Source organism: Leucothrix pacifica (assembly GCF_003172875.1).
Lineage (GTDB): Bacteria > Pseudomonadota > Gammaproteobacteria > Thiotrichales > Thiotrichaceae > Leucothrix > Leucothrix pacifica.
On sequence record NZ_QGKM01000111.1, the window covers coordinates 1 to 12,064 of the forward strand.

Here is a 12,064-nt window from a genome sequence, read left to right on the forward strand (position 1 = left end):
CTAAATTTTTAGACTACTAGAAGGTTATGACAGCTCCCTATGATTTCTTGGGTAAAACGAATGTCTCTCGTACATGCATCTAAATTGCCATTTTATTCGTTATAAATTAAGTCACTCTGATTAGATAGAAAATCTTGTTTTTCTTAAATTAATTCAATGAGTTACTATTTTAATTAAGATATTCAAAGGCATCCACCAAAAAAGGGCACTGCCACTACTGTCTACCCCAATTAGGCAATTTAAAAAATGTCCCGCAGTGTGTCTGGCAGCCACCAGACAGGGTGCCGCCAATTTCTATATAGACCCGGATTAGCCGGGTTTATTCTCTTATCTTTCAACAGCTTCCCAACATTAAATTCTTATGAATCTTGGGTAATGATTCCCTTTTTCTGGCTGTATCGGTTTGTTGTTCCGGTGCAACTGATGTAGAATTTTTGAAAACAAAAAATAATTTGGGGTTTAATAAATGGCTAATAGTAAGGTAGGTCTTGCACGTCTATGCGTGTCAGGACTGTTATTGTGTATCTCAATGTCTGCTGCGACGCAAAGCAGCGCTTCTCAAACGCATCCAATCGCTCAACAGCTTTTCATTCAGGGCGATGAACTCATTAAGCAAGATCAGTTTACACGCGGTATTTCATTGCTGGAAAAAGCGGCTTCAAAAGGTCATGCGCAAGCGGCGTTTGAACTGGCTTCGCTGTATGAGGCTGGGCTGGTGGTTGAGGAGGATACGCGTCTGGCGATTAAGTATTATGAAATGGCGGTACGCAAAGGCTATCGGGATGCACATTTTAATCTGGCGCTGTTATTGAGTAGTCCGTTCACGCCTAATAATGACTTAAGTCGCGCCCGCGAAGTAGTTGAAGTCATTGCCGATCAGGGGGATATTGAGGCGCAATTCTTGTTGGCTAATCTAATGAAGAAAAAACTTCACGATGCGCCAAGTAAACCGGGTAAGGCATTTTACTGGTTGCAGCATGCGGCTAATAGCGGACACGGTAAAGCACAGTATCAACTTGCGACGGAGTACATGAAAGGCTTGCACGTTTCTCGTAGTGCTAAAACTGCGTTTAAGTGGTTTAATCGCGCAGCCATGCAAAATGTTGCCGAAGCTCATTACAACCTTGCTTTAATGCATGAGAAGGGTGATGGGGTTGCACAAGATATGGCAAAGGCGGTTGAGTGGTATGAGTCGGCGGCGGAGTTGGGCAGTGTGAATGCTCAGCAAAATCTAGGATTGAAATATTTGGCTGGTGAAGGTGTAGAGCCAATGCCACGCCAAGCGATTAAGTACTTAAGTAAAGCAGCAAACTCTGGGTCTACGGAGTCCCAGCTGTTGTTGGCGAAGGTCTACCAGTCAGGATATCAGGATTTGATAAAGGTTGATTTGATTAATGCCGAGACTTGGTTTCTTCGAGCGGCCAGAAAAGGGGTGGCTGAAGCTCAGTATGAGTTAGCGTTGATGCTGCGTGACAGAAATGATTCGGAAGGTGCTGAGCTTTGGGGGCGACGTGCGATTGCCGGAGGTCATTTGGCAGCGGCGAAGTTGTATCAATAAGTATGGCGTAGACAAAATAAAACCCGGACTTGCCGGGTTTTATTCTATGTGGCTTAGTTTGTTTTCCGTTCAAATCCAAACCAGTAATCCAACGATAGTTTACCAGGGCCGATTACAATTAAGGCGGCGGCAACGGCAGCCCACCATGCAGCTGGGTTCACCCAGTGAGACCATGTTGGGAATACCGCTAGCTGAATAAACAGAGTCATCAAGAGAATGCCAAGTGCTGAGAAGCGCGTAAATAAGCCTACAATCAATAGAATCGGTAGCACGATTTCAAGCACGCCAGCGGTGACGGCAAAGTACTTTATATACGTTACTATCGATGAGCCTTCGACATAGTCCAGCGTGTTTGGATCACACAGCTGCAGCGCACCGGGACGAACTTCTTCCGGACAGAAAAATTCATATAAAAACAAGTCATAAACGCCGGGGTCAGGTTTAAGAAAGCCGTTCCATTTAGCCAGCCCTGAGTAAAAGAACACGCTAAATATTTGCCAGCGTAAACCTAGCATTGCCAGTGGTTTAAACCATTTATTCAGCCATTCAAAGGATGAGATGTAGAAGGATTGGATTGCGTTCATAGGGGTTCTCACTCGGTTGGGTGTTGCTTGTTATTTATTTTAGAAGGTGTGCGTTTAGCAATTCGGCAAATAGGGTGGAGATATCAAAGTCCTCATCGACTGCTAGTGCGGCATTGCTAGCGACATCCATACTGGCGGACTGTCTCAGGTTTTGCATAAATATCCATTCAATATCGGACAAGGGTTTAGCTTGCACTTGCATTTCACGTTGCCAAAAAATAACGGCATTGTTGTGTGCGTTGAGTTGTATGGCTTGATCATCAGGCAATTCACCAAAGCGTAATTGTCCCCAGAGTTCGAAGAGGTCAAATTCCAGAGTTACGATGTGGGCGGAGTCATTGAGTGTTATGGGAAGCTCGCCAAGGTCTTCACCTTGCGCAATGAGTTCCTGTACTTTTTCCAGACTCAAAAAGTCCTGCCCGTTGGCGTTCAATGCTTGCAGCCATGCCTGATCTAAACGGCAGATATCCGGCACATAGGGATATTGCTTAATTAAATCAGCAGCGTTGCCTTGTAAAAACTCGATAAAACTTAGGCTCGGTGCATCTGGGTTATTCTCAAAGCCATAGCCAATAAGGGTTGCTGAGGCGGGTGGTGCAGCATTCACATAGGCGGCAGCAATCTGGGAAAAGTATTCTTCCCCCCACAGTGTTACAAGGGTTGGAAAGTTACATTCAAGTGCCGATATGCTGGCTCGGATAAAACCGTTTCGGTAGACACTGAGAAACGATTCCGGATGACTCCCTTGTAAGAATGAAGCCAGTTTGCTGTTTTCGCCAGTTTGCAAAAACTCCTCAAAAGCACTGAGATAATCGCGGTGGGAGGTATTATTGGAGGGCATAGTCAGACTCCGTTAGCAGTGAATAAGCGCGGTTTCGTTCCGTCATTAATTCAGCAAACTCAGGGACATTATCATCCCTTTCCAATAACACCGGCTTAGGGCCGAGTATTTTCAGGACATCTTCAAGCAGACTCCAGACAGCTTCATCAACCGGTGCAGCGTGGCTGTCGATTAATAAATCATCCGGGAAATTTGGATCAGCATCAAAGCCGGCAATGTGGATTTCTCCGACTTTTGCGGGGTCTAGTGCGGCCAAATATTGTTGTGGGTCTAATGCTGTGTTGCGATAGCTGAGGTAGAGGTTATTCACGTCAATGAGTAAGCCTGCACCCGTGCGATTCACAGCTTCCATTAGAAAGTCAGCCTCATCCATTTCTGAGATGAAGTCTAAATAATTTGTTGGGTTTTCGATCAGAATAGTTCGTCCAATCGCTTCCTGATAACGCTCAATGCCTTCACATAAGCAATTCAGTGCTTGCTGTGTGCGAGGTAGTGGCAGTAAGTCAGCAAAGTAGGCGTGCTGGCTGGTTGACCAAGTAGCGTGCTCTGAAACAAGGACCGGGTTGAAGTGTTTAACTAGCCCTGAAACTTGTGCTAAGTGGCGACTTGTCAGCTCAGCAGGTTTCTCGGTAAATGAACCGAGAGAGCCTGCCACGCCGTGAAAACTTAGGGGAAAGTTATCAGCAATTGCTTGTAAATAATGAAGCCTTGGCCCGCCTTGCACGAAGTAATTTTCAGTGTGTACTTCAAACCAAAGCCCGGATGTGGCTTCGTTATGCGTACCTTTATCAGCTAAGGAGAGGGCCGCTTCATAGTGCTGGGGTTTTAAGTTGATCCCTGCACCAGAGAGCGTTAACTGTTTCGCGTCAAATTGGGCCAAGTGAGTCATCATTACTTACTTAGGTAGGTTGCGGTCTAGAGCAGTTTTAGATGCTGGACCTTCTGGTGTCAGAATGTGCTCACATGTGCCTTTTGGTGCGTATGTCCATGCGTTACCCTGGAAGTCTACTGTTGAGGTTCCCTGACAGCTAGTGCCCGGACCTGCTGCACAATCGTTTTCAGCACTTAGTGCGATACCGAAGCATTTGTCTTTACGACCTGAAATTTCTGCACCTTGAACCCATGCGTTAAAGCTTTGCTTTTGGCTTGCTGATGCATCAGCAGAAATGCGTAATTGGTCGTTTGGTTTAGCAGTTGATACTGATGTTAAAACGGCTAGAGCTGCACCTGCGATTAAAGCTGTGTTAGTAGATTTTTTCATAATAATCAATTCCTTAATAGTTTAATTGGGGACATCATGCGAAGTCATGGGTTATACGCAGCACTTTTTTGTTCAGATCAAAAAAAGTTTCACAAAGATGAAAATTGATTTGCTGGGGTAATTTTTTTATTAGAATTATTAGTGACTTAGGAAAATAGAATTTTTTTTAAATTTTTAATGATTGAATGGTCTTGCCACAAAGGTGGCGGGTAATGATCAGTTCTGCAGTATCACTCATTGTCAGTCGTCTATAAGTACATTAATTGTTCAGGATGTCAGGGGGCTGCTGAAGCTAATCCCATTCCATTAATTAATTTTAAGACGTAAAATATTTTATATGGCATAAGATTAAGTATTTGTTAAACATATTCAAGGAGTGAATGATGTTCAAAGGTACTACGATAATCGTCGCAGCAATCAGTGCTGGATTACTCAGTGCAACGGCGCAGGCAAATTGGACGCTCAATCAAGAGGAGTCCAGCATATATTTCGCAACCGTCAAAAATGCAACCACATCGGAAGTTCATCAGTTCAAAATGCTGGGTGGTGAGATTACTGAAGGCGGCAAAGCGAGTTTGGTGATAAAGCTTGCCAGTGTGGATACTGCTAACCCGATCCGCGACGAGCGAATGCAAAAGCAACTGTTCGAAACGGATAAATATCCGGATGCGACAGTCAGTGTGGATCTGGGTAGCGAAGGCGTGAAGGTTGGCTCGCAAATGCTGACAGCAACCTTGAACCTACATGGTGTTGATAAGGAAATCAGTACTCAGGTCTTTGTCGAGCAGGATGGAAAAAGCATTAAAGTTTCCAGTTTGGCACCGCTGGTAATTAGTGCACCAGACTTCAGTTTGGATAAAGGAATAGAAGCGCTACGTTCACTGGCTGCGCTAACGTCAATAAATTTAACAGTGCCGGTAACGTTCCGCTTGGTATACGATATGCAGAAGTAATTTAGAGTTTAAATGCCGCTATGCAGGGTTGCCTGAAGGAATTTGTGAGTGCCTGATATCAAACAATATCTTAATGGTTACGATCCCGCTTTACTGAATCAGATACAGCAATTAATCGATCAAGAAACGTTAGGTGATGTGCTTCGCAAACGATATCCGGAGGCTCACTCGTTTGCTTCAAACAAAGCACTGTACGCTTATGTGCTGGATCTGAAAAACACATATCTCAAGCAGTCCGGGTCGCTGAGTAAAGTGATTTATGATGATAAGATTCATATCATTAATCATGCACTTGGCCTGCATACACAGATCGCAAGAGTGCAGGGCGGTAAGCTAAAGTCTAAAAATGAGATTCGTATTGGGGCGGCGTTTAAGAAGATGCCGCTCCCATTTCTGCGAATGATTTGTGTGCACGAACTGGCTCATCTCAAAGAGAAACAGCATAACAAAGCGTTTTATAAGCTCTGTCAGTATATGGAGCCGGAATATCACCAGTTGGAATTTGATACACGTTTGTATCTGACGCATCAGGCATTTTTTGGTGATTTATACGTGTAATTTATTCAGCGTTCTTATGGTGCTTTGCTAGCGGTTAGCCGGCCACACGAAACGTAATATTAATCCGGTCTTCTCCGGTCAGCGAGTGGTAGCCTGCTTTAATCGGTAAAATGCCGTGAAACTTTAATCGCGATTCACCGCCCCAAACCACCACGTCACCATGTGCTAATGGCACTTTAATTGTCTTGTCACCGCGCTGCATTCCACCGAATAAAAATGTCGCCGGAACGCCCAGTGATACCGATACAATCGGAGCATCGTAGTCGCGCTCGTTTCTGTCCTGATGCAATGACATTTTTGCGCCTGGGGTGTAGCGGTTTATCAGGCAGGCATCGGGGTAAAAGCGGTGGTAACCTGCGGCTTCAGCGGCTTCAGTTGCTAGCTTGCTCAGAATCTCCGGCATGGCTGGCCATGGTTGTTTACTCTGAGGATCATGCGACGAGTAACGATATCCGACGCGGTCACTGACCCATCCCATCGAGCCACAGCTGCTTAGCGATGCAGACATGGTGTAGCCGCCAGGTGTTTGCATGTGTCGAAACGGAGCTTGTGTGGTCACTTCCGTCACTGCCTGCATTAATTCCGGTGCTTGGGCGACTGCAAATTGGCGCAGCACTAAGGCATCTTTGCAAATCTCTTCAGTCCAGGTGTCGCCGTTATTGCTCAGGTCAAATAGGTCGTAATTCATGAGCTTGTTTTACCGTATTTCTTATAGATTAGCCATTGCCACAGAAATACCTGAGGTCTTTTAAGGCAATGATGTCGTCAGCTTTGACCGCTCAACACTTATGAATAATATTTATAAGGAACGTCGGGAATGTAACTTGTAGAAATAAACGTATTCAACCAGAATGCCAGCTCTTTTATCTTTCCACCAACTATCAGGAACGGTTCCTACATTATGAATACATCTATTGGTGCGCTATTTAACCGCACAGTTGTAAGCTTAGCCCTTGTCACTTCAGTCATTCTTGCGCCCGTTCAGGCGGATGACGTAAAAACATTAGTGTTCTCTGCAATTCCAGATCAGGATGAGTCTAGTTTAAAAGCTCGCTTTGGCAAAGTAGCAGATTATTTGTCAGAGACATTAGAGATTCCGGTGAAGTATGTACCCGTTAAGTCCTACGCGGCTTCCGTGACTGGTTTTCGTAATAATCAGCTTCAGTTAGCTTGGTTTGGTGGTTTATCGGGCGTACAGGCACGCAATCTGACGCCGGGGTCTAAAGCGATTGCACAGGGTGAGGAAGACCCGGAGTTTTACACTTACTTTATCGCGCATCACAGTACAGGCCTCAAGCCCGGTGAAGCATTCCCTAAAGAAATTGCAGGTAAGCGTTTCACGTTTGGTTCTAAAGGCTCTACTTCCGGACGTTTGATGCCGGAATACCACATCCGTAAAAATCTTGGAAAATCACCAGAAGACAGCTTCAGCACGGTTGGTTTTAGTGGGAATCACTCACGTACCGTTGCCTTGGTTGAAAGTGGTTCGTACGAAGTGGGGGCGGTTAACTATAAAGTTTGGGAGAAGATGGTTGCTGAGAAAAAGGTTGATACGGATAAGGTCTCTCTGATTTGGAGTACACCAGGTTATCCTGATTACCAGTGGACGATTCGTGGTGATGTGGATGCGACGTGGGGCGAAGGTTTTTCGGACAAGGTTCAGCAGGCATTGCTGGATATGAAAGATCCTGCATTATTGGAGTCATTCCCTCGTAAACGCTTTATTCCTGCGAGCAATGAGGACTTCATAGCGATTGAGGAGACAGCCAAAGCGATTGGCTTGTTAGATGAGTAAATTGCGGTGTCAGATAATCTGATACTTCAATTGGATAATGCTGAAGTGAGATACCCTGAGAGTGTCGCGCTTCAGCAGATTAATCTGAAGATTGAGCAGGGTGAGAAAATTGCGCTGATCGGTCGAAGTGGCTCGGGCAAGTCGACGCTGCTACGACTGATTTATGAGCGCTTGCCAGATGGCACGGCTCTGATTCCTCAGGACGATGGGTTAGTCATGAATCTATCGGTATTCCATAATGTTTATATGGGGCGATTGTCTGAGCACCCAGCTTGGTACAATCTGCTTAATCTGATGCGTCCGTTTGCGGCGCGTGTTTCTGAAGTTGGAGCAATTCTCGATAAGATTCGCTTAGCGGATAAGTGTTTCGAGCCGGTGGCGCAGTTATCGGGTGGACAACGTCAGCGGACTGCTATTGCGCGCTCTTTATACCAAGGTGGATCTTTACTGTTGGCTGATGAGCCAGTGTCGGCTTTAGATGAGCATCAGTCTCGCCATATTTTAACCACGCTTACTCAGCAGTTCCCGACAATGGTGATTGCGCTGCATGATACTACATTAGCACTGGACTATTGCGACCGGATAATTGGTTTGGAGGCGGGCAAGATCGTTTTAGATGCTGCTTCAGAAACCATTTCAGCAGACGAATTAGTGCATCTATATGGTGGTGAGTAGTCCTGATGGCGCTGATTAAGTCTCCCTCTGTTTTCAGGCACTCCCTGCGCTGGAACGTTAGCTGGCTGTTTGTACTAAGTGCTGTGCTGTGTCTGTTTGTGGCAGACATTAGCATTCGAAGCTTTGATCCTTGGGCCGAGTTAGGGCGATTAGTGAGTGGTTTGTTACAGCCCTCGATGTCAGGATTAGATGATATTGGATTGGCGGTGCTGCAAACACTGGCGTTCGCAATGCTTGGTGTCGCTTTGGGCAGCGTCTGTGGTTTGTTTCTGGCCTTAGTGTTTCATTGGCGATGGATTCGCATGATGTGTGCTTTGTTGCGGGCAGTGCATGAATTGTTCTGGGCACTGATTTTCCTGCAAATATTCGGCTTGCATCCTTTAACCGGTCTACTGGCGCTGGCTATTCCTTATGCAGCCACCTTCGCTAAGATTTATGCTGAAATTTTGGAGGAAGGTGACCGTAGTGCATTCGACGTATTGAGCCATCAGACAGGGTGGGTGTCGGCTTTTTTCTATGCGCGTTTGCCTGACCTTTGGCAGCACTTTAAGACCTATACCGCATATAGAATGGAGTGCGGTTTACGCTCAAGCGCGGTGTTGGGTTTCGTGGGATTACCAACCTTAGGCTATAGCTTGAGCACGGCATTTATGGAGGGTCAATACAGTCAGGTCTGGGCGTTGTTGATCCTGTTTTATCTCTTAATCGCCAGCCTGAAATATTGGTTAAGACCAAGCCTGATCCCTGTTTACTTATGTGTGGCGCCGTTCGTGATTAGTAATGATCAGACCATATCATTTGCGAATGTAGCCCGTTTTTTTACGCAGGATATTGTTCCTTCGCCACTCTTAAAAGGGGAGTCTCTGGTTGGCTTATGGCAGTGGTTTGCTGACTTGTTTATGACGCAAGCTCTACCGGGAATTATCAATACACTAGTGCTGAGTCAAATTGCGCTTGTTGCAACGGGGCTGTTGAGTTTAGGGCTGTTTCCCATTATTTCTAAGCAATTTTTTGGACGTGTCGGTAGGGGACTGGGGCATGTGTTTCTGGTGGTTATGCGCTCGACCCCTGAGTATATTCTCGCCTTTATTTTGCTACTGCTGTGGGGGCCATCGATGCTGCCTGCGATCGTTGCATTGGTGCTGCACAACGCGAGTATCATTGGGCACTTAGTGGGGCGGTTTAGTAACGATGTGCGATTGCGTCAGGATGCGCCGACGGGAATTAACCGATATACCTATGAACTGATTCCCCGAGTGTATGGGCAATTCCTGGCATTCCTGTTTTACCGATGGGAGGTCATCATCCGTGAAACAGCGATATTAGGCATTTTAGGTGTCGCTACCTTGGGCTTTTATATTGATAGTGCGATTCAGGAAATCCGTTTTGACCGTGCGATGGTGTTAATTCTGATTACCGCCATATTAAACATTGTGATTGATGGTCTTTCCCGATACATCAGAAACCGGATTCGTCTGTCTCAGGCAATAAATATCAGATAAGCGGTTTGTTTTATTTTTTAGGCTAACTGAATGCAGCCTTTTTCTAGGGGGGGGGTATTTAATAGATAACAGGCCTGTATTTTTCTTATTTCGGACTTGGGTGTTTTTTTTTGCGACTCATGTGAGTTCGCTCGCCGTGGATCTCGAGAAATTAGCAATTGCCATAATTGTCAGTCTATAATTAATCAACGAAAATAATAAAAATAAATCATCATGTTACGTACCCTAAAAACTTCTATCGGAAGTTACAACGCAGTTTACCTTGCCTCATCGTTTTTGCTAACGATGAACGCGTGGGGTGCAGGTACTCCGGCAGGCACAGCTATCCATAATCATGTTGAAGTCAGTTATCAGGTCGGTGATGATCCGAACGTTTTACACACTGAAAAAGCAGATCATAGTTTTGTGGTTTCAGAACTCATTCGCAGTAATGTATCGGCTCTGGAGCCTCAGGGGATAGGAACAGCCACACCAGCACAGAATGCTGTGCTGAGTTATCAGGTGACGAATACCGGAAATGGTCAGGAGTCGTTTTTACTGACGACTGAGGCGGGTTTACCGGATCAGTTCCAGCCAGAGGTAACCGGGCTTTGGATTGAGACAAATGGCCAACCGGGTTGGCAGGCTGATGATACTTTATACGTACCGACAAGCGGTGGAATCCCATTGGCGGCGGATCAATCGGAGACCGTTTATGTAGTTAGTGACATTCCGGCTGATATAGAAGACGAGTCTCGTAGTGATGTGGCACTGGTGTCTACAGCGGCGACGACTAAAGCTAATCTGGAGCTAGCCGGAGGAAGCTTGCCAACTGGTGGTGATGGCGGAATTGAAGCCGTGATTGCGCAGGACAATGCGAAACATCAGGATAGCAGTCACTACACTGTATCGACGGTTAAGGTTGATGTTGAAAAGTCAATCGTTAGTATTTCAGACCCCTACGGTGGTGAGTTATCAATGCCGGGTTCTGAAGTGACTTACAAAATTCGTGTGGTTGCCAGTGGCAGCGGCACAGCGAATGACTTGGTGATAGAGGATGCAGTCCCGGAATCAATGAATTACAAATTAAATTCATTAAAAATGAACGGATCTCACCTAACGGATCACTCAGATAGTGACACCGGATGGTTTGACGATCTGCAAAGGATTGCTTTTTTTACCCCAGGAACCATCGTCGCACCGGCTACACATGAATATACGCTAACGTATATCATCGAATAATAAAAATAATTTAAATAAGAAGGCCCCGAAAATGAAATCAATTAATAAAATGCTAATCGCTGGCAGTGTCCTGGGAATGGCTGTGTTGTTTGGCAGTGCTCAGGCTAAACAGGCACCGGTTGAGGTAATTTCTCAAGTTCAGGAGCTGGTACAGGTTGTCGATCAGGAAGGAAAAAAACACCTGAAGGCGGTCAAGGCTAATGAAATTACCCCGGGCGACCGCATTTTGTACACCACGACAATCACTAACAAAGGAGTACAGCCTTCTGACAAGATTGTTATCACCAACCCTGTTCCCGCACATTCCCGCTATTTGGGTGGAACAGCTACAGGTGAGCACTTCATCATTACTTATTCAGCTGATGGTGGTAAGTCTTGGGGGAATGCCCAGTCTTTAAAGGTTCGTCAGAAAGATGGTCAATGGCGTGCTGCGCAAGCTTCTGATTATACCCATATACGCTGGCAGTACAGAGGCTCCTTATTACCTTCAGAAGTGAAGAAAATCAGTTTCCAAACTCAGCTACTTTGATTTAGTAAGACCCCCATAAAACAGTAACAACAAAACCATAAAAATAAAAAAAGGTATCCCCCATGAAATTATTTAACAAATCTATTCATTTGTCCGTGAGTCTTGCGGCACTATTTTTCGCCCAAGCCAGTTTTGCAGACGGTACAGAAGCAGGCACAGTTGTTTCCAATACTGCTACCTTGAGCTATGCAATTGGTGGTGTGGATCAGTCGCCAATTGATAGTAAAGATGAAAATGGAAATGACGAGACAACGTTCACAGTTGACCAAAAAGTTGACTTAACGGTTACCGGTAAGAACGCTGATTTGAAGTCTGGCGTGAGTCCTAGTTCGCCCAAAACTGCGACGGCAAACAAACTGACATATGAATTAAGTAATGATGGAAACTCGGTTCAGGACTTTAAAATTACCGTCAGTCACTTAACGGGTGATGACTTTGATGCAGGAACGACACCTGCTACAACAGCGCCACAGGCTGCCCAGGCTTGTGAATTCACAGTATCTCCAAGCGCAACAGTAAACACACTTGCTGATACACCAACCGTGACATTAGGCATCGACGAAACAGCAAGAGTTATGATTGAAAGT

General features: G+C 45.5%; 14 protein-coding genes. 9 read left to right on the forward strand and 5 right to left on the reverse strand.

Features of this window, described 5'->3' with window-relative positions; translation table 11 throughout:
- Nucleotides 1–466: 466 nt before the first annotated feature.
- The gene (locus DKW60_RS22400; protein WP_109839886.1) at nucleotides 467–1,558 is read left to right on the forward strand and encodes a tetratricopeptide repeat protein; all 1,092 of its coding nucleotides are present in this window, start codon (nucleotides 467–469) and stop codon (nucleotides 1,556–1,558) included.
- A gap of 53 nt (nucleotides 1,559–1,611) precedes the next feature.
- Here the strand turns inward: DKW60_RS22400 and DKW60_RS22405 are convergent, their stop codons facing one another.
- The 4 genes from DKW60_RS22405 to DKW60_RS22420 are packed head-to-tail and all read right to left on the reverse strand — an operon-like array spanning nucleotide 1,612 to nucleotide 4,244.
- Nucleotides 1,612–2,142: a DoxX family protein gene (locus DKW60_RS22405; protein WP_109839887.1), complete on the reverse strand. Its 531-nt coding sequence runs from the start codon at nucleotides 2,140–2,142 to the stop codon at nucleotides 1,612–1,614.
- 34 nt (nucleotides 2,143–2,176) lie between these two features.
- Nucleotides 2,177–2,983, reverse strand: coding sequence for an HvfC/BufC family peptide modification chaperone (locus DKW60_RS22410; RefSeq protein ID WP_109839888.1), 807 nt, complete (start codon nucleotides 2,981–2,983; stop codon nucleotides 2,177–2,179).
- A complete protein-coding gene (locus DKW60_RS22415; RefSeq protein WP_219988884.1) occupies nucleotides 2,970–3,863 on the reverse strand; it encodes an MbnB/TglH/ChrH family RiPP precursor modification enzyme in 894 nt (297 codons plus the stop codon). The genes DKW60_RS22410 and DKW60_RS22415 overlap by 14 nt, the downstream gene beginning before the upstream one ends.
- A 15-nt stretch (nucleotides 3,864–3,878) precedes the next feature.
- Nucleotides 3,879–4,244, reverse strand: coding sequence for a BufA1 family periplasmic bufferin-type metallophore (locus tag DKW60_RS22420; RefSeq protein WP_109839890.1), 366 nt, complete (start codon nucleotides 4,242–4,244; stop codon nucleotides 3,879–3,881).
- Nucleotides 4,245–4,627: 383 nt separating this feature from the next.
- Here DKW60_RS22420 and DKW60_RS22425 point away from each other — a divergent pair, with 383 nt between their 5' ends.
- The gene (locus DKW60_RS22425) at nucleotides 4,628–5,197 is read left to right on the forward strand and encodes a YceI family protein (protein WP_181389856.1); all 570 of its coding nucleotides are present in this window, start codon (nucleotides 4,628–4,630) and stop codon (nucleotides 5,195–5,197) included.
- A 48-nt stretch (nucleotides 5,198–5,245) separates the two neighbouring features.
- Nucleotides 5,246–5,755: a YgjP-like metallopeptidase domain-containing protein gene (locus DKW60_RS22430; RefSeq protein ID WP_109839892.1), complete on the forward strand. Its 510-nt coding sequence runs from the start codon at nucleotides 5,246–5,248 to the stop codon at nucleotides 5,753–5,755.
- 34 nt (nucleotides 5,756–5,789) lie between these two features.
- Here DKW60_RS22430 and alkB read toward each other — a convergent pair whose 3' ends face one another.
- Complete coding sequence (alkB, locus tag DKW60_RS22435; protein ID WP_109839893.1) at nucleotides 5,790–6,443, reverse strand: DNA oxidative demethylase AlkB; 654 nt, start codon at nucleotides 6,441–6,443, stop codon at nucleotides 5,790–5,792.
- 213 nt (nucleotides 6,444–6,656) lie between these two features.
- Between alkB and DKW60_RS22440 the strand changes: the two genes are divergently transcribed.
- The 6 genes from DKW60_RS22440 to DKW60_RS22465 all read left to right on the forward strand — a co-directional run.
- Nucleotides 6,657–7,550, forward strand: coding sequence for a putative selenate ABC transporter substrate-binding protein (locus DKW60_RS22440; protein WP_109839894.1), 894 nt, complete (start codon nucleotides 6,657–6,659; stop codon nucleotides 7,548–7,550).
- Nucleotides 7,551–7,556: 6 nt separating this feature from the next.
- Nucleotides 7,557–8,225, forward strand: a complete 669-nt coding sequence (locus DKW60_RS22445) for a phosphonate ABC transporter ATP-binding protein (protein ID WP_219988885.1) — start codon at nucleotides 7,557–7,559, stop codon at nucleotides 8,223–8,225.
- A 5-nt stretch (nucleotides 8,226–8,230) separates the two neighbouring features.
- Nucleotides 8,231–9,727, forward strand: a complete 1,497-nt coding sequence (locus DKW60_RS22450) for a PhnE/PtxC family ABC transporter permease (RefSeq protein WP_109839895.1) — start codon at nucleotides 8,231–8,233, stop codon at nucleotides 9,725–9,727.
- A gap of 213 nt (nucleotides 9,728–9,940) precedes the next feature.
- Nucleotides 9,941–10,948 carry a hypothetical protein gene (locus tag DKW60_RS22455; protein WP_109839896.1) on the forward strand — a complete coding sequence of 336 codons (1,008 nt, stop codon included), beginning with the start codon at nucleotides 9,941–9,943 and terminating at the stop codon, nucleotides 10,946–10,948.
- Between the two features lie 31 nt (nucleotides 10,949–10,979).
- The gene (locus DKW60_RS22460; protein WP_109839897.1) at nucleotides 10,980–11,477 is read left to right on the forward strand and encodes a DUF11 domain-containing protein; all 498 of its coding nucleotides are present in this window, start codon (nucleotides 10,980–10,982) and stop codon (nucleotides 11,475–11,477) included.
- A 62-nt stretch (nucleotides 11,478–11,539) separates the two neighbouring features.
- Nucleotides 11,540–12,064 (forward strand): hypothetical protein (locus DKW60_RS22465; protein WP_219988886.1); only part of this gene is annotated, 525 nt, incomplete at its 3' end.

What these genes read in the sequence shown, in the direction of transcription:
- DKW60_RS22400 (WP_109839886.1), top strand. Translation starts at nt 467, where the DNA reads ATGGCTAATAGTAAGGTAGGTCTTGCACGTCTATGCGTGTCAGGACTG.
- DKW60_RS22405 (WP_109839887.1), bottom strand. Translation starts at nt 2,142, where the DNA reads ATGAACGCAATCCAATCCTTCTACATCTCATCCTTTGAATGGCTGAAT.
- DKW60_RS22410 (WP_109839888.1), bottom strand. Translation starts at nt 2,983, where the DNA reads ATGCCCTCCAATAATACCTCCCACCGCGATTATCTCAGTGCTTTTGAG.
- DKW60_RS22420 (WP_109839890.1), bottom strand. Translation starts at nt 4,244, where the DNA reads ATGAAAAAATCTACTAACACAGCTTTAATCGCAGGTGCAGCTCTAGCC.
- DKW60_RS22425 (WP_181389856.1), top strand. Translation starts at nt 4,628, where the DNA reads ATGTTCAAAGGTACTACGATAATCGTCGCAGCAATCAGTGCTGGATTA.
- alkB (WP_109839893.1), bottom strand. Translation starts at nt 6,443, where the DNA reads ATGAATTACGACCTATTTGACCTGAGCAATAACGGCGACACCTGGACT.
- DKW60_RS22440 (WP_109839894.1), top strand. Translation starts at nt 6,657, where the DNA reads ATGAATACATCTATTGGTGCGCTATTTAACCGCACAGTTGTAAGCTTA.
- DKW60_RS22450 (WP_109839895.1), top strand. Translation starts at nt 8,231, where the DNA reads ATGGCGCTGATTAAGTCTCCCTCTGTTTTCAGGCACTCCCTGCGCTGG.
- DKW60_RS22455 (WP_109839896.1), top strand. Translation starts at nt 9,941, where the DNA reads ATGTTACGTACCCTAAAAACTTCTATCGGAAGTTACAACGCAGTTTAC.
- DKW60_RS22460 (WP_109839897.1), top strand. Translation starts at nt 10,980, where the DNA reads ATGAAATCAATTAATAAAATGCTAATCGCTGGCAGTGTCCTGGGAATG.